This is a genomic window from Aggregatibacter aphrophilus ATCC 33389 (genome assembly GCF_900636915.1).
Taxonomy (GTDB): domain Bacteria; phylum Pseudomonadota; class Gammaproteobacteria; order Enterobacterales; family Pasteurellaceae; genus Aggregatibacter; species Aggregatibacter aphrophilus.
Window position 1 is genome coordinate 974749 of sequence record NZ_LR134327.1, and the last position, 23108, is coordinate 997856.

General features: G+C 42.1%; 20 protein-coding genes, 1 tRNA gene and 1 pseudogene. 6 read left to right on the top strand and 16 right to left on the bottom strand.

Translation table 11 applies throughout. From position 1 onward, the window contains the following. Positions 1-20: 20 nt before the first annotated feature. The 14 genes and pseudogenes from nrfA to rsuA all read right to left on the bottom strand — a co-directional run bounded on the left by nrfA (position 21) and on the right by rsuA (position 11653). Positions 21-1544, bottom strand: a complete 1524-nt coding sequence (gene nrfA / locus EL144_RS04710; protein ID WP_197718135.1) for an ammonia-forming nitrite reductase cytochrome c552 subunit — start codon at positions 1542-1544, stop codon at positions 21-23. 473 nt (positions 1545-2017) lie between these two features. Next, entirely contained in the window at positions 2018-2308 is a 291-nt protein-coding gene (locus tag EL144_RS04715; protein WP_032994979.1) for a lipoprotein, read from the bottom strand. Between the two features lie 13 nt (positions 2309-2321). Beyond that, a complete protein-coding gene (locus EL144_RS04720) occupies positions 2322-2939 on the bottom strand; it encodes a hypothetical protein (RefSeq protein WP_005703436.1) in 618 nt (205 codons plus the stop codon). A 221-nt stretch (positions 2940-3160) separates the two neighbouring features. Next, positions 3161-4081 carry a c-type cytochrome biogenesis protein CcmI gene (gene ccmI / locus EL144_RS04725; protein WP_005703437.1) on the bottom strand — a complete coding sequence of 307 codons (921 nt, stop codon included), beginning with the start codon at positions 4079-4081 and terminating at the stop codon, positions 3161-3163. Continuing rightward, on the bottom strand, positions 4078-4563 hold the full coding sequence (locus tag EL144_RS04730) for a cytochrome c-type biogenesis protein (RefSeq protein WP_005703439.1): 486 nt from the start codon (positions 4561-4563) through the stop codon (positions 4078-4080). Before EL144_RS04730 ends, ccmI begins: the two co-directional genes overlap by 4 nt. Continuing rightward, entirely contained in the window at positions 4563-5108 is a 546-nt protein-coding gene (locus EL144_RS04735) for a DsbE family thiol:disulfide interchange protein (protein ID WP_005703440.1), read from the bottom strand. Before EL144_RS04735 ends, EL144_RS04730 begins: the two co-directional genes overlap by 1 nt. 31 nt (positions 5109-5139) lie before the next feature. After that, positions 5140-6870, bottom strand: a pseudogene (locus EL144_RS04740) (heme lyase CcmF/NrfE family subunit); the annotation flags it as partial. Then, the gene (gene ccmE, locus EL144_RS04745; RefSeq protein WP_005703442.1) at positions 6755-7270 is read right to left on the bottom strand and encodes a cytochrome c maturation protein CcmE; all 516 of its coding nucleotides are present in this window, start codon (positions 7268-7270) and stop codon (positions 6755-6757) included. The gene ccmE and the pseudogene EL144_RS04740, both read right to left, overlap by 116 nt. Next, entirely contained in the window at positions 7267-7473 is a 207-nt protein-coding gene (ccmD, locus tag EL144_RS04750; protein ID WP_005701619.1) for a heme exporter protein CcmD, read from the bottom strand. Before ccmD ends, ccmE begins: the two co-directional genes overlap by 4 nt. Positions 7474-7488: 15 nt before the next feature. Further along, entirely contained in the window at positions 7489-8229 is a 741-nt protein-coding gene (locus EL144_RS04755) for a heme ABC transporter permease (RefSeq protein ID WP_005701621.1), read from the bottom strand. Positions 8230-8239: 10 nt separating this feature from the next. Beyond that, positions 8240-8905 carry a heme exporter protein CcmB gene (gene ccmB, locus EL144_RS04760; RefSeq protein ID WP_005701623.1) on the bottom strand — a complete coding sequence of 222 codons (666 nt, stop codon included), beginning with the start codon at positions 8903-8905 and terminating at the stop codon, positions 8240-8242. Positions 8906-8909: 4 nt separating this feature from the next. Continuing rightward, complete coding sequence (ccmA, locus tag EL144_RS04765; protein WP_005701625.1) at positions 8910-9545, bottom strand: cytochrome c biogenesis heme-transporting ATPase CcmA; 636 nt, start codon at positions 9543-9545, stop codon at positions 8910-8912. Between the two features lie 208 nt (positions 9546-9753). Continuing rightward, a complete protein-coding gene (locus EL144_RS04770; RefSeq protein ID WP_005701626.1) occupies positions 9754-10947 on the bottom strand; it encodes a Bcr/CflA family multidrug efflux MFS transporter in 1194 nt (397 codons plus the stop codon). Between the two features lie 4 nt (positions 10948-10951). After that, the gene (gene rsuA, locus EL144_RS04775) at positions 10952-11653 is read right to left on the bottom strand and encodes a 16S rRNA pseudouridine(516) synthase RsuA (protein WP_005703446.1); all 702 of its coding nucleotides are present in this window, start codon (positions 11651-11653) and stop codon (positions 10952-10954) included. A 225-nt stretch (positions 11654-11878) separates the two neighbouring features. Between rsuA and EL144_RS04780 the strand changes: the two genes are divergently transcribed. Then, on the top strand, positions 11879-14143 hold the full coding sequence (locus EL144_RS04780) for an NADP-dependent malic enzyme (protein ID WP_032994983.1): 2265 nt from the start codon (positions 11879-11881) through the stop codon (positions 14141-14143). 147 nt (positions 14144-14290) lie between these two features. Then, positions 14291-14938 (top strand): Fe-Mn family superoxide dismutase, encoded by a 648-nt coding sequence (locus EL144_RS04785; RefSeq protein ID WP_005703448.1) that lies wholly within the window; start codon positions 14291-14293, stop codon positions 14936-14938. A 64-nt stretch (positions 14939-15002) separates the two neighbouring features. On the opposite strand, the gene EL144_RS04790 is transcribed toward EL144_RS04785, so the two are convergent. Both EL144_RS04790 and dauA read right to left on the bottom strand, forming a co-directional pair. Continuing rightward, on the bottom strand, positions 15003-15638 hold the full coding sequence (locus EL144_RS04790; RefSeq protein WP_005703449.1) for a bifunctional 4-hydroxy-2-oxoglutarate aldolase/2-dehydro-3-deoxy-phosphogluconate aldolase: 636 nt from the start codon (positions 15636-15638) through the stop codon (positions 15003-15005). Positions 15639-15674: 36 nt separating this feature from the next. Continuing rightward, entirely contained in the window at positions 15675-17420 is a 1746-nt protein-coding gene (dauA, locus tag EL144_RS04795; protein WP_005703450.1) for a C4-dicarboxylic acid transporter DauA, read from the bottom strand. A gap of 167 nt (positions 17421-17587) precedes the next feature. On the opposite strand from dauA, the gene EL144_RS04800 reads away from it, so the two are divergent. The 4 genes from EL144_RS04800 to upp all read left to right on the top strand — a co-directional run bounded on the left by EL144_RS04800 (position 17588) and on the right by upp (position 23010). Beyond that, positions 17588-17677 (top strand) — tRNA-Ser (locus EL144_RS04800). 205 nt (positions 17678-17882) lie between these two features. Further along, positions 17883-20300 (top strand): endopeptidase La, encoded by a 2418-nt coding sequence (lon, locus tag EL144_RS04805; protein ID WP_005703451.1) that lies wholly within the window; start codon positions 17883-17885, stop codon positions 20298-20300. Between the two features lie 127 nt (positions 20301-20427). Further along, positions 20428-22275 carry a peptidylprolyl isomerase gene (gene ppiD / locus EL144_RS04810; protein ID WP_005703452.1) on the top strand — a complete coding sequence of 616 codons (1848 nt, stop codon included), beginning with the start codon at positions 20428-20430 and terminating at the stop codon, positions 22273-22275. 108 nt (positions 22276-22383) lie between these two features. Further along, positions 22384-23010: a uracil phosphoribosyltransferase gene (gene upp, locus EL144_RS04815; protein WP_050332721.1), complete on the top strand. Its 627-nt coding sequence runs from the start codon at positions 22384-22386 to the stop codon at positions 23008-23010. The last annotated feature ends 98 nt before the right edge of the window (positions 23011-23108 follow it).

Consider the following 23108-nt stretch of genomic DNA (forward strand, 5'->3'; position numbering starts at 1 on the left):
CAAAAGTGCAGTACGTTTTTCTATTGTTTTGTTACGGTATCTTCAGCTAATTTGCCAGAGGCTTTCGCTTCTTTTTCCCATTGAGGTACAACAGTTTCTAAGAATTCTTTTTTGGCTTTACGTTCTTTCTCGATATCGATACCCATTACTTTCCATGCTTTTTCTGCAGTAGAAATATCAGGTACTTCAACCGGAGTTTTCACGCCATGTTTAGTTAAGATTGCAGCAAGTTTAGCACGCGCATCAGCGGCTTTATCAAGACCAGAACCTAACACGCGAAGCATCACGTCTGGTGCGTGCATATGACCACCATGACTGGCTGCAGAGTAATCCCAACGCCATTGCGCATGACGGATATCCATTAAGGCAGGTTCCATTTCTTCTTTAGTAGCACCAGCATCCCAAGCTGCTTTTGCTTCAAAGTGAGCCCGAACTACTTGTTCTTCTAAACGACCCATGATGTCTTTCACTTCTTTTTTACGGGAAGCGACAATGTCTTTTAACTTGTCTTTGCTTTGATCGTGACAGTTAGCACAGGTTCTATCAAAGGCATCGAATGGATTTTGAATTTGGTGATCGGTATAAACTTTACCGTCTGCACCTTGTACTTTAGGCATGTGACAGTCGATACAGGTTACGCCATTTTTACCGTGCATACCTAAAGACCAAATTTCAAAGTCAGGGTGTTGCGCTTTTAAGATAGGCGCTTTAGATAAAGAGTGAGTAAAGTCGGTGAAACCGATATCATCATAGTATTTTTCGATATCATCAGCGGTTTGACCGTTATCCCACGGGAAAGTCACTTGTTTCAAATCGCCTGCAAAATAGTATTCAACGTGGCAGTTCGCACAAATTTCTGCACGTTGTTCTGTACGCGCTGCTGTGCCAAAACTTAAATTAGGTTGAGTTTTACCTTCTGCTTTAGCTTTCGCTTGAAGTGCATTATTTAAGTGATCTAACGCACGAAGCACGTGAGGACGGGCAATGCGTAGAGCTGGCTTGCCTACGGCAAAGTCTTTAGAGGTAGTATCGTGACAATCAGCACAACCAATAGCATTCACTACTTCGGCACCACCTTTCGCCCATTTACCACTGAAGTAGCCTTCTTCACCCCACTCAGCGATTAAACGTGGTACATCCGGACCTTTACAAGTCCAGCAAGCCATTGGTTGAGGACCGTCGTTAGCTGTTTTCGGTGCGCCTGTACGTAAAATATCACGCACATCTTTGATGGCATAAATATGACCGCGCGGTGCATTATATTCTTTCGCAAACGCATAACCGCCCCACAATACGATAAGACGCGGATTTTCCTCATCAGCATAAACGATCTTTTCACCTTTTTCAGTGGCTTTCCAAGACTCAAATTGTTTAGGGTATTTCGCAGCAAATTTTTCATTTACTGCTTCGATTTTTAAATTAGGGTTAGGGGCTTCTACAGGCTGTTCCAACGGTTTATAAACCAATTCTGCCATGGCTGAATTAAACACGCCAAAAGCTGCGAAAGAAGCTGCCACAATCAGGCTTTTTCTCAATGCGTTCACGATAATCACTCCAGTAAAGTTAAATTTTTCTGAAAATACAAGGTTATAAAGGCCTGCCACCACTTGGTTAATAATGAGAACTTTTATCATTAAAAACAATATGATATAAGACCAAAAAGTCTAAATAGCGGTCGTAACATATCCAAATAAATATATTTTTTCTATAGGTATTTAACGTTTTTTTGCTTTTGATCAATTTTTCAAATTTAACTGATTATTTTGTTATGTTTTTGTTAAGCGAGTTAATACAATAGAGACTGCAAAATACCCATTTATAAGTAGGTTTGGCGTAATTTTGATTGAGTCCAAAAGAGTGAATTGCAATTAACAATTTTTAGGTATAAACACCCAAATATGTAACATAAAAGGCTGGAAGAAAAAATGACAAAGACTAAATTTCATCAACTGAAATTTAGTCTTCTACTAGAAAAACACACAAAAAGTGCGGTCAAAAAATAAAGTGTTTCTTATTATCAATGCCAACCGCGGTAATAACCAAAACTAGGTTCCACAATAACGCTAGGGCGGCGGCGTTCATAGTAAACTTTCATTTTTGGCACAGAATCACTGGCGTCCAAAACATTATCTGTTGGCTTAGGGTCCACGACCTTATACTTCGCAGATACCGTATTTCCACTGTTAACTTTTACCTGATAAGCATTCACCGTCTGCATATCCAAAGGGGCATTATTTGTTACCTGTTTAGGCGAAGTGCATGCACTCAAAACTAAAGCGACACCTATAATAGAGAATAATTTTTGCATAATTACCTTCTGCTTATTTACATACTACATTGGAAAGAATTTCTTTATTTTTCTTCAAGTTCTTATTTACTAAGACCTTACCGTTGCGCTGTTCTTCTGACTTAACTTCACGATCTAAATTCGGATCCTTAATATTAAATACCGGTGCATATTGCACATTTTGCGGTTCTAAACTGGAAGACACTGTTGCACCGATAATGCTGGCATAATATTGCTGCTTGCTTTTATCCACATAATAGGTCGTCGAATCAGTAAACACCACGCCATCATTAGATTTAAAGCCATAACAAATTCCTGCACCAGATTCGAACACCGAATGTGAATCTTTATTTTCTTTAATTTCAAATACTTCAAATGAGATACTTTTGCCTAATTCATTCACATCAGCCATATTACTTGGATCAAATTTTTTATTACCGGTTTTATTAATAAAGGTCGTTTTTCCCTTTTCATTACTATCAGAAAAAGAAAAATGTTGTTTTGAAGTACCCGCTTGTCTTGATTGGTTCGGTTGCTCGGCAACTTTTTTGGTAATGCCCTCTTCCGAAATATGCATACTCCAAGATTCCGCAAAAGTAACATGAGAAAAAAAGATAAACGACAGCCCTAAAGTAAGTTTTTTTAAAATCATAGCAAAGACCTCTTAAAGCATAATGACCCAAGTAAAAAATAAAATAATAAAATTGTATAAATCTCAACCAGTAAATTATCAGGATCGCTGAAGAAAGTAAATTGTTTCCTGTCAATCCACTGATACAGACTGGCTTACAAGGTACATTAATTTTAACGCAGAAAACTACCGCACTTTAGTTTAAAAAGCGAAATGACACCATTCAAAAATGTGACATATAGCTATTTTTCTTCATTCGGCGTGATTTGTTGATGTTTTTCTTGCTCTTGCACCTCTAACGCATCGCGGGCTGAGCGAATACTGCGTTCAATGATTGGCACACGTTGATCATCTTTCGGTAACAGTTTTAACATCATCGACCAGGTTACTGCCGCCATTTTATAATCTTCTGTTTCAAAATAGCTGAAAGCCAACAAACTTAATGCATCAATATTGGTATGATCCTCACGAATCACCTCACGCAGTAAATTACTCCCTTTTAATTTATCTGTTGTATCTTCAGAGAACATCAAAATACGGGCATAGGCCAACTTATATAAATTATTTTTCGGATCTAATTTATTGGCACGGGCAAAGCTATCTAAGGACATTTGCGGTTTATCCAAATTCAAACCGATTTGTCCTAACAACCACCAATTTTTTGCATTATTCGGATCTTTTTGTAAATCTAAGCGTAACGCCGTAGCAAACTGTTGCATTTCGCTTTCGCTTAACGGATTGGTCTCCTCCGTTTGCATACGTTCAAAAAAGTTCGGTAATTTTTCAACGGATTTTTCTAACATGATTTCCGTCTGCCAAGCGCCCACCGAAAAATAGGCGGGAACGGCGATAATACCTAAAGCCAATAAACCGGATACAAACCACAATTTGCCGTAATTTTTGCCCTCGTTGATTTGCTCGGCTGCTTGTTGGGGGATGTCCTCCAATAAAGATTGTTGTAGTTCCACTTTGAGCTGTTCGGCATTTTCTAACAAACCTTGTTTTTCATCACGCTCAATTTCTTTTAAACGTTCAAAATAAAAGGCTTTGTTTAAAGTATCTCGTTGCACCGATGGTTTTTGCACATTTTTTTTCAACAACGGAAAGAAGCAAACCAAGGCAGCGATGAGCGTTAAGGAGAGAATGCTTAACCATAAACTCATTTGTCATTCTCCTTGTTTAATAAGTCGTTTAAACGCTGCTGTTCCTCTTCGCTTAACGATGTTGTGGTGAGACTTTCATGTTTTGTTGTCGTAGAAATAGGTTGCGGGTGCTTACGACGAAAAACCAATAACATGCCTAACAAAATTAAGACAATCGGCGCGCCCCAAAGAATCACTGTTGCCGGCGTTAGTGGCGGATCGTAGGTCACAAAATTACCGTATCGATCAATCATATACTGCACCACATCTTCTCTGGACCTGCCCTCTTGGAGTAATTCGAATACTTTGCCACGCATATCTACCGCGATAGTCGCATTAGAATCGGCAATATTATTATTTTGACATTGTGGGCAACGTAACTCTTGGGTTAAAGAATGATAGTCGTCTTCCTGCTGCGGCGAACTAAAATTCAACGCGTCAATAGCGCCGGATGCGGTAACGCTAAATAAAAGTGCGGTAGAAAATAAAAGTGTTTTTTTCATCACTGCGCCCCAACTAATTTTTGATAAATCGGTTGTAGTTTTTCCTGCCAAACCCGCTCGTTTACATCACCGGCATAGCGATAATGAATTACACCTTTGCCGTCCACAATAAAGGTTTCCGGTGCGCCATACACGCCTAAATCTAAGGCAAAAGATCCTTTTTCATCTTTCAACACCACTTGATAAGGATTTCCTAAATCATGTAACCATTTAACGGCTTTTTCACTGTTATCTTTATAATCTAAACCAATAATCGGCACGCCTTGTTTGGCGAGATGATTCAAATATTGATGTTCCGCATAACAGGTCGGACACCATGTTGCCCACACATTCAGCAGAAGTGGTTTACCTTGTTTAAACAAGCTTTCGTCAAATGTTTTCGTTGATAATAAATCCGTCAACGTTTTCGCGGGTACCGGTTTACCTACCAAAGCGGACTCCAAGTTTTTTGGATCATCGCCTTGTGCATTGCGTTGTAATTGCACCAGAAAAGCAGCAACTAATGCTAAAAAAATAATTAACGGAAGATATAATTTCTTTTTCATTGAAATACTCTACTCAGCCTACGCAGATTTACTACGCAGTCTCTTTTTTCTCTAAGATTTTGCTAAACCGATAACGACGGTCGAACATACACAATAAACCACCCAGCGCCATAAACAGACCACCCAGCCAAATCCAACGGATAAACGGTTTGTAATATAAGCGTAACGCCCAAGCATTGTTATCTAATTTTTCACCTAGGGCGACATATAAATCACGGGTAAAGCCCCAATCAATGGCCGCTTCGGTCATCGGCATTTTACTAACGGTATAAAGACGTTTCTCGGCAAACAACGTTGCTTCCGGTTTACCATGACGGGTAATATCAATTTGCGCTTTACCGCCGATATAGTTAGGCCCGTTAGCATCGCTAATGCCCTTGAACGTGAAATCATAATCGGCAATTTGCACCGAATCCCCCACATTCATTCGTACATCACGTTCAACGCTGTAATTTTGGCTAAAGGCAATGCCCCAAACTGTCATAGCAACACCCAAATGCGCCAAGACCATGCCCCAGTGGGAGCGGGACAATTTCGTGATACCTTGTAAGAAACTGTCGCGGTGCGTTGCTCGTTGGTGCATTTCATAAAGACTAAGCAATACAATAATTACTGTCATCATGGTACCTAATACCGCGCTGACAGTAATCTTGTCTTGTAATAAATACGGCAAAGCAAAGCCTGCAATTAACATGATAATGACACTCACCACAACCGGAGTGCGAATAGCAGAGAACTGATCACGGCGCCATTTCACTAATGGCCCAATTCCCAATAACAAGGCAAACGGCGTCATAATAATCAGGAACATTTGATCAAAGAACGGCGCACCAATAGAAATTGACCCTAACCCCAATTGCTTATGCACAAGCGGCAACAATGTGCCGAGCAAAACCACACAAAGTGCGGTCATTAATAAAATATTATTTAGCAACAATAGGCTTTCGCGGGAATAACGTTCCGCATTATCGCGTGAACGAATTTGACTGCCTTTGTAAGCATATAAAGTTAGTGAGCCACCAATCACCACGATTAAGTAGGCTAAGACATATAAGCCGCGGGTTGGATCGGAAGCAAACGCGTGCACGGAAACCAAAATCCCCGAACGCACCAAAAAGGTACCGAGCAAACACAAGGAAAAAGCCAAGATAGCGAGAAGCACCGTCCAAGCTTTAAAGGATCCGCGTTTTTCCGTTACAGCCAAAGAATGCAATAATGCGGTTCCCGCTAACCACGGCATGAAAGAGGCATTTTCTACCGGATCCCAGAACCACCAGCCGCCCCAGCCTAATTCGTAATATGCCCACCAAGACCCCAAAACGATACCTAAGGTGAGGAAGATCCACGCAGCCATCGTCCAAGGGCGAGACCAACGCGCCCAAGCAGTATCTAACTTACCGGTCATTAAAGAGGCGATGGAAAAAGCAAACGCTACGGAAAAACCTACATACCCCATATATAACAACGGCGGGTGGAAAATTAAGCCGACATCTTGCAATAACGGATTCAGTTCTTTGCCATCCACCGGAAAATCAGGGAAAGTACGGGCAAACGGATTCGAAGTAAATAAGACGAAAAGCAGGAAACCGATGCTGATAATGCCCATGATGCCCAGTACACGGGCGGCAGCTTCTTGCGGTAAACGCTTACTGAATAATGCAACTGCCGCGCCCCACAACGAAAGCAACCAAATCCATAACAGCAAAGAGCCTTCGTGAGAACCCCAAACTGCGGATAAGCGGTAATAAATCGGGTACATAGTTTTCATCATGTTTTGCCAACACTTCGGTGGCTTCCAATAATGTCGGTTCTTTTAACACGCCTTGTGCCACAATGCCTTGTCCTTCGCGGAATAGATCCGGCAAGATGCCTTCATATTCAACACTGATAGACGGACCGATATCATTTAAATCAAACCGCACTTTCAAACTTTTCGGATCGCGTTGTACCGTACCGGCCACCACCATGCCGCCGACACGAATACGCTGGCCCACTTCCGGTTTTAAATCAGCTTTATCCTCTTTGCCGTAAACCACTTCTGATGGGGTATAAAATAAATCGATATTTTGGCGCAACGCATATAATACCAATGTTGTTGCAATCACCACGCCTGCCAATACTAAAATAATAATAGATAAACGGGATTTACGTCTTGGATTCATAGCGTCTCTCCTTTTTGTTGTACTTGTTGTAGGCGGGATTCTCGCTGTTGCTCACGTTTAACGGATTTTAACACCGCACTTTTCCCCATTAGACTTTGAATGATTAACGCCACGATGGCTATAAAACTTAAACCATAAGACAGCCACACATAAAAACCGTAGCCACCCATATGAATTAAATCACTCCAGCTTTGAAAGAACATATTCTCTCTCCCCAATTAATTAATTTTTTCCGCCAACGCCTTAACCCAAGGGCGTTTACTATCTTCTTTTAATAACTCTGTACGATAACGCACTAAGGTTAGCCAAATATATAAAGTCATAAAACCAAAGATACATAAAATTAGCGGAATCAACATTGGTGTAGCAATTGACGGGCGTTCCAATTTGGTAATACTTGCCCCTTGATGCAGGGTATTCCACCATTCCACCGAGAAATGGATAATCGGTAGATTTACCACGCCAACCACGCATAACACGCTCGCCGCTTTTGCCCCCACATTACGATCTTGAAAAGCGGAATAAATGGCTAATACGCCTAAATATAAGAAAAATAGAATTAATTCAGCCGTTAAACGGGCATCCCAAACCCACCAAGTCCCCCACATTGGCTTGCCCCAAATGGCACCGGTAATCAATGCCAAAAAGGTAAATAATGCGCCTATTGGTGCCATGGCAATCATGGCTAACTGAGCATGTTTAATTTGCCATACTAAGGCAACCAATGCAGCTACCGCCATGGAACCATAAATCCCCATAGACCAAATGGCCGTCGGTACATGCACATACATAATGCGGAAGCTATTGCCCTGTTGATAATCAGCAGGCGCAAAAGCAAGCCCCCAAACGATGCCTACACCTAATAAAAGTGCGGTCAGAATCGCAAAAGAAGGGCTGAACTTACCGCATAATTGATATTGTGTTTCTGATTTTGCATAAGGATGCAACCACTTCCACATAAATAATCCTCTATTGATCTAAACTAATGCGTAATGCCGTGGCGATGGCAAACGGCGATAATGTCATCACGCCTGCCAAAATAGCGCCTAAAATAGCCAATTGCCCGCTATAAGGCAGGTTTAATCCTGCCGCATCCAACACGGAAGCAGAGAAAATCAGCACAGGAATAAACAACGGCACGACTAATAAACTCAACAATACACCGCCTTTGCGCAAGCCCACCGTTAACGCCACCCCAATGGCGCCAAGGCAACTCAACACCGGCGTGCCTAATAATAATGTCAACACCAACGCCCACCAAATTGATATTTCCAATGACAGCAATAATGCAGCAATTGGTGACAACAAAATCAGTGGCAACCCCGTCAATAGCCAATGTGCCAATACTTTGGCCAGTGCCGTTAAAACCAAGGGTTGTGAGGTGAGCATTAACTGCTCTAAAGAACCATCGATATAATCGTCACGAAATAATCGTTCAAAGGACAGCAACGCCGACAACAATGCCGCTACCCAAGCCACGCCGGGCGCAATACGTGATAGCAATTTCGGATCCGGCCCAATCACCAACGGGAATAACGTAATTACAATAAGGAAAAACCAGAGCGGATTTAAAATTTCCGCCTGTTTGCGCATAGCAATTTGTAATTCGCGTTTAATAATATTCCAAAAGATCATGCCGTCACTCTGCACATTTAAACTGTTCTAAATTAATTTTTTTCAATTGTGCACTCGGCACTTCTTGGTGGCTGGTTAAGATCACAATGCCGCCTCGTTGTGCGTGTTGCTCAAAAAGTGCGGTTAAAACCGCCACGCCTTTTTTATCAATGGCGTTAAAAGGTTCATCTAAAATCCACAACGGAGCTTCCGATAACCACAAACGCGCCAAGGCAATGCGTTTTTGCTGTCCGGCAGAAAGCTGTGCGGCAGGGATGTCTTCACGCCCCAACAACCCAACGGTTTGCAACACATTCCACAGAATCTCGTCCCCTTGATGGCAATGACTGATTTGCTGATAAAAACACAGATTCTCCCACGCGTTTAATTCCGGTTTAATTCCGCTCTGATGCCCTAAATATAACAAATCATAATTAAAGGCTTCGCGCTGCTTAAAAATCTCTTCAGAATTCCACCGCACTTTGCCCTCTAACGGTATCGCAAGCCCGGCAACAATACGTAGCAAACTGGTTTTCCCAATGCCGTTATGTCCTTCAATTTGCACAAAATCGCCCGCCTGAATTTGTAAATTCAAGTGATGAAATAGTACTTTATCGCCACGTTGGCAGGCCAGATTTTCGATAATTAATTGATGATGCATAACTAAATGAAGAAAGACTTATTTTTTGCGGGGCATTCTATCATAAGGAAACTGAATGAAGTAGTTAAGAAGGGGTTAAATCACATAACTCTTTAGCAGTAGTTTAACCTCTTTTTGACTTAGAACAAATTTAGCCATTCGTTACAAATACGAATAACCCTTATAAATTGGCAAAATCCTTGATATAACTGAGTTAATCCATCAGTTATTAGCGATTTTTAACCGTTAAAAAGTAGTAGCAAACCACGGCAATAACGGAACAAATCACCATAGCTAATAACATCGGTACAGCCGAATTTGTCGGCAATAAAGAAACCAAGGAACCTATGCTAGCACCAATACTAAATCGCACGCTACCCACCATGGAATTCGCCGAACCGGCAGCATTAGGGAATTTTTCCAAAATAGACGCCATGGAATTAGAGGAAATCAACGGATTTTGTCCCACAAAAATGGCAACCCCCAAGGCTATCGGCCAAAAGCCTAAATCGAATAACACCACCAGTAACAACCAAACTGCCGCCAAAAATTGGACGCCTAACCCACAACGCAACATGGTTTCCGCGCCTAGTTTGGCAACTAACCGCCTGTTTAGAAACGAACTTAAGGTCATAATCCCAATGTTCAACATAAAGAAGTAACCAAAATTTTCAGGCTTAATGCCATAAATCCCGATATACACAATGGAACCTGCCGTGACGAAAGCAAACAACCCGCCAAAGGCAAAGGACGTGGAAAACATATAGCCCAACACCGGTTTTTGCTTCCATAACGCCATAAAATTACGGGCAATGATATTTAATCGTAAAGGAATACGTTTTTCTTTACGATGGGTTTCCGGTACGATAAAAAAGACTAATAAAATACTGAGAAATCCCATTCCCGCAATCACATAAAAAATGGCGTGCCAATGGAAAAAATAGACAACGTAACCGCCGATAATCGGCGCCACCAACGGTGCAACCATAAACACCAAGCTGATGGTTGACATGATTTTGGAGAGTTCATTTTTATCAAACAAATCACGCAACAACGCGCCTACCAACACTACCGGCGATGCACCAAAAAAGCCCTGGATAAAACGAAGTGCGGTGAAATTTCCAATTGAATGGATTTGCGTCAAAATCAACGCGGCAAAAGCAGCAATTACCACGCCTAACAAAATAATCGGCTTACGCCCAAAACTGTCACCGAACGGTCCCCAAAATAATTGCCCTAGCGCCAAGCCATACGCAAACGACGTTAACGTATGCTGCACCTGATCGTTCGTTACTTGAAAATCCTGCGCAATATTCAAAAATGCCGGCAAGTACATGTCCACCGCCAGCGGAGGCAACATAGACAAAATGCCTAACGCAACGACAAAAATAAAACCGGTCTGTCTCGTTTTATCAGTCTTCAATAGATTATTCTCCGTTAAAATAAGCGACTTCTGCTGCCGTTAAGGCACGATATTCGCCTTCCTCCAAGCTATCATCAAGCACCAATGCACCGATTTTCCAACGATGCAATCCGACAACTTTATTACCCAACGCGGCAAACATCCGTTTAACCTGATGGTAACGTCCTTCACTGATGGTTAAATTGACGTTGTAATCATCTAAAATTTCAAGTGTAGCAGGTTTGGTCGGATCTTTCTCACCACGCAATAAAATACCTTCGGTACAAGCCTGCACATAATTAGCTTCAACAGGATCCGCCAAAGTCACCAAATAAGTTTTTGGCTGATGATGTTTTGGTGAAGTAATGCGATGTGACCACTGCCCGTCATCAGTCAACAATACTAACCCTGTAGTATCCACATCTAGCCGCCCAGCACTGTGCAAACGAGCAGATAAAGGATAACCAAAAAATTGATAAATAGTCGGATGATCGCCATCTTCATGGGAACAAATATAACCTTGTGGCTTGTTCAGCATAATATACTGTCCTTCCGCCACCCAAGCCAACCGCTCACCATCATAACAAATCTCATCATTCGGGCCGACTTTCGCCGCCCCGCTCTTCTCAATTTTACCATTAATAGTGACCGCACTTTGACGCAACACTTTTGTTGCCTGTGAACGGGTTAAATCGGTCATTTCCGCTAAAAATTTATCTAAGCGCATAGAAATCCCTTATAAAAATCATAGGGCATTATACCGCTAATTTTGCTGCTCTACCCGCGGAAAAACACAGCAAGAAATAGCCACACTTTATAGAACGTAATCAAAGAACTTTTTTATACTGCAAAAAATTGTTAATAATGTGTGAAATGTCACAGAATTCTTTTTAATTTTAATTATAATGCTCGCCACTTTTCTCAATTTAGTTATTCAAAAGAGGATATTTTTATGGATGAACAACTTAAAAAAGCAGCTCTCGATTTCCACGAATTTCCGATTCCGGGAAAAATTGAAGTTACCCCAACCAAATCGCTTGCCACGCAACGCGATTTAGCCTTAGCTTACTCGCCGGGCGTTGCGGCGCCATGTTTAGCCATTCAGGCAGACCCGGCCGACTCCTATAAATATACCTCTCGCGGCAATTTAGTTGCGGTAATTTCTAACGGTACAGCGGTGCTTGGTTTAGGGAATATCGGTGCGCTTGCCGGAAAACCGGTCATGGAAGGAAAAGGCGTTTTATTTAAGAAATTTGCCGGCGTAAACGTATTCGATATTGAAATTAATGAACATGACCCTGACAAATTAGTAGAAATTATCGCCTCATTGGAACCGACTTTCGGTGGGATTAACTTAGAAGATATCAAGGCACCGGAATGTTTTTACATTGAACAAAAATTGCGCGAAAGAATGAAAATTCCGGTCTTCCACGATGACCAACACGGTACAGCGATTATTTCTGCCGCAGCGGTGCTAAACGGCTTACGCATTGTTGATAAAAAAATTGAAAACGTAAAACTCGTTGCCTCCGGCGCCGGTGCAGCTTCTATCGCTTGTTTGAATTTGTTGGTTTCCCTTGGCATGAAACGGGAAAATATTACCGTATGTGATTCAAAAGGCGTAATCTACAAAAATCGTGATGATCGCATGGATGAAACCAAAAAGCTGTATGCGATTGACGATAACGGCAAGCGTACGTTAGCTGAAGTCATTCCGAATGCGGATATTTTCTTAGGTTGTTCTGCTGCCGGCACGTTGACGCAAGACATGGTTAAAACCATGGCAGTACATCCGTTAATTTTGGCACTCGCCAACCCGGAACCGGAAATCTTACCGCCATTGGCAAAAGAAGCCCGTCCGGATGCTATTGTATGTACCGGTCGCTCCGACTACCCAAACCAAGTCAACAACGTACTTTGCTTCCCGTTCATTTTCCGTGGTGCATTGGATGTCAGCGCTACCACCATTAACGAAGAAATGAAACTTGCTGCGGTGCGCGCTATTGCCGACTTAGCCTTGGCAGAGCAAAGCGATGTCGTTACCTCCGCTTACGGTGACAGCGAATTGTCTTTCGGCCCGGAATACATTATTCCAAAACCATTCGATCCGCGTTTGATTGTGCGTATCGCCCCTGCCGTGGCGAGAGCGGCGATGGATTCCGGCGTAGCAACCCGTCCGATCGAAGATTTTGATGCTTATATCGAGCAACTCACCCAGTTCGTATATAAAACTAACTTGTTTATGAAACCGGTGTTTGCACAAGCGAAACAAGACAAGAAACGTGTATTATTAACCGACGGTGAAGAAACCCGAATTTTACACGCCGTACAAGAAATCTCGACCTTAGGCATCGCTTATCCAATTTTACTCGGTCGTCCAAGCGTAATTGAACAGCGCATTAAAAAACTAGGATTACACATTAAAGAAGGCCGTGATTTCGAGCTAATTAACATCGAAAACGATCCCCGTTACCAAGAATGTTGCAAAACTTACTACGACATGCTTAAACGCGCGGGCGTAACGCCGGATATTGCCAAACGCGAAATGTTTAACAACCCAACCGCTATCGGTGCCGTGTTGTTGCATTTAGGTCACGCCGATGCCATGTTGTGTGGTTTAGTGGGACACTACGCCAGTCACTTAAAAACCCTGAAAAACGTGATTGGCTTGCAAGAGGGAGTACATACTGCCGCCACCGTTAACGGCCTAGTGCTACCGGTCGGCAACCTATTCCTTGCCGATACCTTCGTGAACAACGATCCAACAGCGGAAGAATTAGCGGAAATTACGCTAATGACGGCGAAAGAAGTCAGCCTATTTGGTATTGAACCGCAAATTGCGTTAATTTCACACTCAAACTATGGCAGTAACAACAGCCTAAGTGCGGTCAAAATGCGCAACGTTTTAACTTTAGTAAAAGAAAAAGCACCGGAACTCTCCATTGATGGCGAAATGCACTGCGACGTTGCCTTATCCCAGCGCTTACGTGATGACGTTATGCCTGACAGCCCGTTAAAGGGCGCAGCAAACGTGTTGGTGATGCCAAATATGGAAGCGGCGCGCATTAGCTTAAATCTATTACAAGGCACCACAACGCCAATCACCGTCGGCCCAATCTTAATGGGCTTGAATAAATCGGCGCATATTTTGACTTCTGTCGCTTCAGTTCGCCGTATCATTAATATGGTAGCTATTGCCGCAGTAAAAGCACAATAATTGCCCTTAGCAGAAAATAAAGAAGATGGCTAGTTGTCATCTTCTTTTTTATTAACCAATCACAGCGTTTAATAATCTTAATCAATTTTCGTGCTATGATTTACACCGTTTTTTAAACGTGATTGACTCTAACAAAAGGAAAAAATTATGGCTTATACTTTACCTGAATTAGGCTACGCCTATGACGCATTAGAACCCCATTTCGATGCGCAAACCATGGAAATCCACCACAGCAAACATCACCAAGCATATGTAAACAACGCTAACGCTGCATTAGAAAACGCTCCTGAATTACAAGAATTTGCCAGCGGTTGCCCGGGTAAATTATTGGCGCACTTACATGAAGTTGCACCTGAAAAACGCCCTGCGCTACGCAACAATGCAGGCGGTCACTTAAACCATAGCTTATTTTGGAAAAGTTTGAAAAAAGGCACAACCTTACAAGGTCCATTGAAAGACGCTATCCTGCGTGATTTTGGTTCCGTTGAAAACTTCAAAGCAGAATTTGAAAAAGCCGCTGCCACCCGTTTTGGTTCCGGTTGGGCATGGTTAGTATTAGAAAACGGAAAACTCTCCGTAGCCTCTACAGCTAACCAAGACAACCCAATTATGGGCAAAGAATTTGCCGATTGTTCCGGAACCCCAATCTTCGGTTTAGACGTTTGGGAACACGCTTATTACTTAAAATTCCAAAACCGCCGTCCGGACTATATTAAAGAATTCTGGAACGTGCTGAACTGGGATTTCGCTAATGAACGCTTTGAGAAAGTGTTAGCCGGCGCACACCACCACTAATCTTCCATTGAAAAGTGCGGTCAAAAAACACTGCTTTTTTTGATCGCACTTTTATATTCAAAACCTACTTAACCAGTTCTACCACTTCTTTCGTTAGTCGACCGATTTCTGACCAGTTTTTGTCATTAATCAGTTTTTTCTCGACAAACCAAGATCCACCACAGGCCACCACATTTGGAATGGCTAAATAATCTTGAATATTTTGCAACCCAATCCCACCCGTTGGCATGATTTTTAATTGCGCGTAAGGGCCTAACAACGCTTTAATCATTTTCACGCCACCGGAGGCTTCCGCCGGGAAGAATTTCACTGTTTCAATGCCTAACTCTAACGCCGCTTCAATAGCCATCGGATTATTCACTCCCGGTGTAATCGGTAAACCTAAGTCTTGGCATAATTGCACAATTTTAGGGTTAAACCCCGGCGTCACGACAAAATCCGCACCGGCATTTTTCGCTTGAAAAACCTGTTCTGAGGTTAAAACCGTACCCGCCGCAATCAGAAAATCAGGTCGCTGTTGGCGCAACAACCGAATCGCCTCTTCAGCCGCCGGAGAACGAAAAGTAATCTCCGCCACCGACAACCCATTTTGTGCCAGCATATCTGCCAACGGTAAAATATCCTCGGCATGATCCAACGCGATAACAGGAACGACTTTGAGTTGATGAAGTTGTGTTGTGATTGTCGTTAGATTCAGCATAGTTTCTCCTTTTAACCCGTTAATATCGCAAATGAATTATTTCGCCTCAATCCCCTCAAATTCCCGAATTTTATTCAATGCTTCGGTTAAATCAGAGGTGAAAGTAATTTTTTTGATTTCAGGCAGTGAACCGGATTTAACGATAGTTCGTAGTGGTTGGAACTGCATGTTACACATATAAAGTTGTTGATGAGGCAGCATATGTTGTACGAAGCGGGTAAGTGCATGAATGCCCCCTGTGTCAAGCACGGTCACGGCGTCGCATTGTAAAACAATGTGTTTGATTTCGTGATCGGTGTGGACGGTTTTATCGTGCAAGTCGGCAAAGAGATTATCTGCCGCAGCGAAAAAGAGCGGTCCGCTAATACGATAAATTAACACATCATCCAAATCTTCCGGCACAGCAATATTGATGGATTTGGTCATTTCGGCGATGGTGCGGATAAACAGCAAACTGGCCAATAACACACCCACAGAAATAGCAATCACCATGTCAAATAACACTGTAAGGATTAAACAAACCAGTAATACGGCAATTTCGTTACGTCCGGAACGACGGGTAAGCTGAATAATTTGTGGTAAATCCGCCATATGCCAAGCCACGACCAGCAAGAGCGCAGCCATAGAAGATAACGGCAAATAAGACAGCGCCGGGGCAAAAAACAATAAGGCAAAAAGCACTAGTAAGGCGTGTACGACACTTGAAATCGGTGATACACCACCGGATTTAACATTTACCGCAGAACGCGCGATGGCAGCGGTGGCAGTGATACCGCCAAAAAACGGAGAGGCAATGTTACCAAGGCCTTGTGCTAATAATTCATTATTGGAATGGTGTTTGGTGTCGGTGATATTGTCTAAAATGACCGCACACAATAAAGATTCGATCGCGCCCAAGACTGCCATGGAAAAAGCGGCCGGCAATAGGCGCTGAATGGTGTCAAAATTCCAGTTAATCAGATTGCCTTGCGGATCAGGAATATTCCATGGCAAGGAAAATTCAGGCAAGACACTGGGAATACCGTAGCCGGTCGTACCATCAGAAAGTGTATATTGGAATTCGGTACCAATAGTCGCGACAGAATAGCTGAAGTGGGTCAGCAATAAAGATAACAATGTTGCGACAATCACTGCCGGCAAATGACCGGGAATGGGCAGACGTAACTTATGCCATTGGGTTAAGATAATGAGGGTAATGATACCAACACCAGCATCTGCCCAGTTTATACTTGGAAGTGCAGTCAAAATTACTTGCACTTTTTCAAGATAATGAGACGGCATCTGTTCAATACTCAAACCAATAAAATCTTTAATTTGTAAGGTAGCTATAACGATGCCGATACCTGATGTAAAACCTAGCGTGACAGGTAGCGGAATATATTCAATAAGTCGCCCCAAACGGAACAACGCCATAAGCACCAAAATAACACCGGAAAGCAATGTGGCCATAAGCAGGCCACTTAAGCCGAATTGCTGAGTAACAGGGAATAAAATCACCACGAAGGCGGCCGTTGGACCGGAAATATTAAAGCGTGAACCTCCCGTTAACGCGATGATAATCCCCGCAACAATGGCAGTGTATAAACCGTGCTGCGGTGGTACGCCGGTGGCAATAGCAAGCGCCATGGAAAGCGGGATAGCGATAATACCGACAGTTAATCCGGCAATAATATCTTTTACCAAATGACGGGAAGTATAGCCGTCTCTGAAGCTGTCTTTTAATGCACTGAAAGGTTTAACTGACAGAAAGACATTTTTATTAAGAAACCATTTTTTTAACATAAAAATATAAATAAGATGAGATGAGATGTGTAATTGAAATGAATAGCCTTATAGCTGGTGGTTATTTTACCTGATTTTTGGTGAATTTTTTATCTTACGAACAACGAAATTACAAAAATACTTGACGAAGCTCAATGAAATCCTTATAGTTCGCACGTCCTAATCACGGTGAGATGTCCGAGTGGTTGAAGGAGCACGCCTGGAAAGCGTGTATGTGGGAAACTGCATCGGGGGTTCGAATCCCCCTCTCACCGCCATTCTTAACGAATTTTCTTTTTATTTTCTGTCTTGCCACAGCCTAATTCAGTTATACTAATTTCTATTCTTACAAGAAAAATTGTATCAAAAACACGTGAAAAACCCACCGCACTTTCAGCCTGTTGGCGGAGTTTTTTAAGTCTTGAATTTAAATAAACTACCCCAATATACAGGCAATCATCGGATTTTAGATTAAGAGAGTATATGATGAGATCAAAAAAACCAGAATTACAAATAATACCGGTATTGCCACTGCGCGATGTTGTTGTATTTCCTTATATGGTAATGCCATTATTTGTCGGTCGTCCTAAATCAATTAGCAGCCTTGATGACGCGATGCAAAACAACAAAAAATTATTATTAGTGTCACAAAAACAGGCAGATTTGGAAGAACCGTCTATTGATGACTTATATGATGTTGGAACCATTGCCAATATTATTCAATTATTAAAATTGCCTGACGGTACAGTGAAAGTATTGGTGGAAGGTCAGCAACGTGCCAAAATCAGAAAAATTGAAGATACCGGTGAATATTTATGGGCTGTTGCCGAACCACTACTAACCACATTAGGCAATGAAAAAGAATTACAGGTGGCTCATAAAGCTGTCTTAAATGAGTTTCAAAGCTACATAAACTTGAATAAAAAAGTACAGCCCGACATTCTCTCTGCCTTACAACAAATCGATAATCTGGAACAGTTAAGCGATACTATGGCGTCTCATCTACCGGTTTCTGTCGTGCAGAAACAAGCTGTATTAGAGATGACCAATGTGGTTGAGCGTTTTGAATATTTACTGGGTTTAATGCAATCAGAAGCAGATCTGTTACAAGTGGAAAAACGCATTCGTGGTCGCGTGAAAAAACAAATGGAAAAAAGCCAGCGTGATTACTATTTGAATGAACAAATCAAGGCAATTCAAAAAGAACTTGGTGAAACAGAAAATACCGTAAGTGAAATTGAGCAATTACGCCAAAAAATTGAAGATGCCAAAATGCCACAGGAAGCCCGTGAGAAAACAGAATCTGAGCTACAAAAACTGAAAATGATGTCCCCGATGTCAGCGGAAGCAACTGTTGTGCGTAGCTATATTGATTGGATGATTCAAGTGCCTTGGCATAAACGCACCAAAGTGAGAAAAGATCTGACCAAAGCACAAGAAATTTTAGATGCGGATCATTACGGTTTAGAACGCGTGAAAGAACGTATTCTGGAATACCTTGCCGTACAAACCCGTTTAAACCAAATCAAAGGCTCTATTCTCTGTTTAGTGGGACCACCGGGGGTAGGTAAAACGTCATTAGGGCAATCTATCGCCAATGCGACCGGTCGTAAATATGTGCGTATGGCGTTAGGTGGCGTGCGTGATGAAGCAGAAATTCGCGGTCACCGTAAAACCTATATTGGTTCGTTGCCGGGTAAATTGATTCAAAAAATGGCGAAAGTAGGCGTGAAAAATCCGCTTTTCTTATTAGACGAAATCGACAAAATGACATCTGATATGCGAGGCGATCCTGCCTCTGCATTATTAGAAGTGTTGGATCCCGAACAGAATGCTCATTTCAACGATCATTATTTGGAAGTAGATTACGATTTATCGGATGTGATGTTTGTCGCGACCTCCAACTCCATGCATATTCCAACACCGTTATTGGATCGTATGGAAGTGATTCGTTTATCCGGATATACGGAAGATGAGAAACTGAATATCGCCACTCGCCATTTGATCAACAAACAAATGGAACGTAACGGACTAAAAGCCGGTGAATTAACCATTGATGATAGCGCGATCGTGGATATTATTCGCTATTACACCCGTGAGGCTGGGGTGCGTAACTTAGAGCGTGAAATTTCAAAAATCTGTCGTAAGGCAGTCAAAACATTGCTGTTAGACAAGAAAGTGAAGTCCATTAAAGTCAACGCGAAAAACTTGCATGACTATCTTGGTGTAAAACGCTTTGAATTTGGTCGTGCGGATACACAAAATCGTGTCGGCGAAGTGACCGGTTTGGCATGGACAGAAGTAGGTGGTGATTTACTCACCATTGAAACGGCTTCTGTGCCAGGCAAAGGCAAACTCAGCTATACCGGTTCTCTTGGCGATGTGATGAAAGAATCCATCCAAGCAGCAATGACCGTAGTACGCTCCCGCGCGGAAAAATTAGGCATCAATTCTGATTTCCATGAAAAACGGGATATTCATATTCACGTTCCGGATGGAGCGACACCAAAAGATGGCCCAAGTGCAGGGATTGCTATGTGTACAGCTTTGGTTTCCTGTCTAACCGGTAATCCGGTGAAATCAGAAGTAGCCATGACGGGAGAAATCAGCTTGCGTGGCAAAGTGTTGCCAATTGGCGGGTTAAAAGAGAAATTGTTAGCCGCACATCGAGGTGGTATTAAAACCGTGGTTATTCCGAAAGAAAACGTGAAAGATTTGGAAGACATCCCGGAAAATGTAAAACGAGATCTTATTATCCATGCCGTGGAAACTATCGATGAAGTGCTAACCATTGCATTGGAAAATCCGCCTACCGGCGTTGAATTTGTAAAACTTGATCCGGTTTCTGCAGTAAAAGCGCCCCGTCGTAAAAAAACCGTATCCAGAAGTGCGGTCAATTAATTAAGTGTTTTTAATAAGCCAAATTATCCAACATAATTTGGCTTATTTTTATTTTGATAGTGCGTCCTCAGGCGCTTTAGATTATAATCGTGCAAATTTTTGTATCATTTTTATAGGATAAATTTTAATGGTAATGGAAAAACTGAACGGAGCCTCAAACAATTGGGCTTCTAAGTTTCTTTTTGGTTTTATTTCGGTAACCTTTGTTATCAGTTCTATGGCAGGCTATCTTTACACCCGAACAGACAATTCTGCCGCGAAAGTGAATGGAGAAGAAATCTCACAGCACGCTTTCCAAAATCAATACAACATAGCCTCCCGCAATTTAAGCCCGCAAGAAGCTGATTCCCCGGCTCAAGTCGCTAATCTCAAAAGACAAATTTTATCATCCCTAATTGATCAGGAATTACTACGCCAATACACCAATGAATTGAAATTAGGCGTGAGTGATGAACGAATTAAACAAGAAATTGTTACCAGCCCGAATTTCCAAAACAACGGCAAATTTGATAATGCGTTATACCAACAAGTATTACAAACTAATGGTATCTCTGCCGAAACCTATGCGAGTTATGTGCGTGAAGCATTACGCTTAGAACAACTTCAAGGCGGTTTGGCAATTACCGCATTCAGCGTACCGGCGCAACGGGATGCTTTGGCAAAATTATTCTTCCAACGCCGCAATATTCGCTTGGCAAATTTATCTTTAGCCGATGAAATTGCGAAACAAACTGTCACTGACGCCGAAATCCAAGCTTACTACGATGCCCACAAGGCTGACTTTACTATTCCTGAATCCGTGAAAGTGCAATATCTTGATTTATCCGGTGCAAATATGGAAAAAAACATCAATATTACCGATGTGGAAATTGCACAGTACTACCAAGACAATAAAGCCCAATTCACTACGCAGGGGCAACAACGTTTAGCCCATATTCAGGTAAAAACCGAACAACAGGCACAAGATCTATACAATCAATTACAAAATGGTGCGGCATTTGCCGACTTAGCCAAAAATCACTCTATCGATCCTACCAGTGCAGAGAAAGGTGGTGATTTAAGTTGGGTAAGTGCGGGTGAATTTCCGAAAGTTTTTGAAGATGCAGCGAATGCTTTAGCTGTGGGTCAATACAGCCAACCGGTCAAACTGGATAATAACTATCACATTATTTTGGTAAAAGAACGCAAAGATGCAGGCGTATTGCCATTAGAAAATGTGAAAGCGCAAATTGTTGAACAAATTCGTCAAAACTTAGTCAACAACCAATTCTTCTCTGTTGAAAAACGTATAGCAGAAAAAGCCTTTGAGGACCCTTCTTCATTAAAAGCGGCTGCAGATGAAGCCGGTGTTAAAGTGCAAGAAACCGGTTATTTCTCCCGTAATAACATTCCTGCCGCACTAAATTACCCGAATGTGGCATCAGCCATTTTTGATTCCGAAATATCCCAAGGCGGCAGCAATTCTGAGCCGATGAGCGTAGGAGAACAACACTCTTTAGTGGTGCGTGTACTTGAACATAAAGCCCAATCAACAAAATCTTTAGAAGAAGCGAAGGCAGAAATTACTGCAATGCTAAAACAGCAAAAAGCAGAAACCATTGTGTTAGCCCAAGCTGATAAATTCGTACAAGAATTGGCTTCAGGTAAAACCGTTGACGGTGTGAAATTCGGAGCGGAGCAAACTTGGGTATTTACTGAAAATAAAAATCCTGCTTTAAATAATCAAGTGTTTTCGATGGCGAAACCAGCAGAAAGTAAAACTACCTATAAAGCAGCCAAAGACACCAACGGCGATGTGGTTATCATCGCATTGGATAAAGTGACCGATGGCAAATTGAGCGAAGCAGAACAAAAACAGTTTGCCGTTCAAATTGAACAAGCTACTCAAATTGGCTTGCAAGGTAGCTTATTGAATGCCTTACGCGCAAAAGCCAAAATTGAAATAAACGAATCGTTTATTAATCAGGAACAATAATTAAGCATAATGCCTATGACCCCATAGGCATTATTTTTGCCCGCGGGAGCGTGGTTTGTCACTCTGCGATTTAATGTTCGCAGCCAACATCTAACAAAGGAGATTAAGATGAAATTAGTTGAAGTTAAGCATCCATTAGTCAAACATAAATTAGGTTTAATGCGTGCTGCAGATGTCGATACTAAAAAATTCCGTGAGTTAGCGACAGAAGTGGGAAGTCTATTAACTTATGAAGCCACCTCCGATTTGGAAACAGAAAAAGTCATTATCGACGGTTGGTGTGGTCCTGTTGAAATTGACCAAATTAAAGGCAAAAAAGTTACCGTTGTGCCAATTCTGCGTGCAGGTCTAGGCATGATGGACGGTGTTTTGGAGCACGTTCCGAGTGCGCGGATTAGTGTGGTAGGGATGTATCGAAACGAAGAAACGTTAGAACCTGTACCGTATTTCCAAAAATTAGCCAGCGATTTAGAAGAGCGTTTAGCCATTGTGGTTGACCCAATGTTAGCCACCGGTGGCTCTATGGTTGCAACCATTAACTTGTTAAAACAAAAAGGTTGTAAGCATATCAAAGTCTTGGTATTGGTAGCAGCCCCGGAAGGCTTGGCCGCGTTAGAAAAAGCCCATCCGGACATTGAGCTTTACACGGCCTCCATTGACGATCACTTAAATGAAAATGGTTATATCATCCCTGGGTTAGGTGACGCAGGCGATAAAATTTTCGGTACCAAGTAATCGTTCGCTTTTTCACAAGGTAAGGCGGATTTTATCCGCCTCTTTTGCGGAAAAATGAAAAGAAAAAACACTTGAAATTTTGACCGCACTTTTTAAGT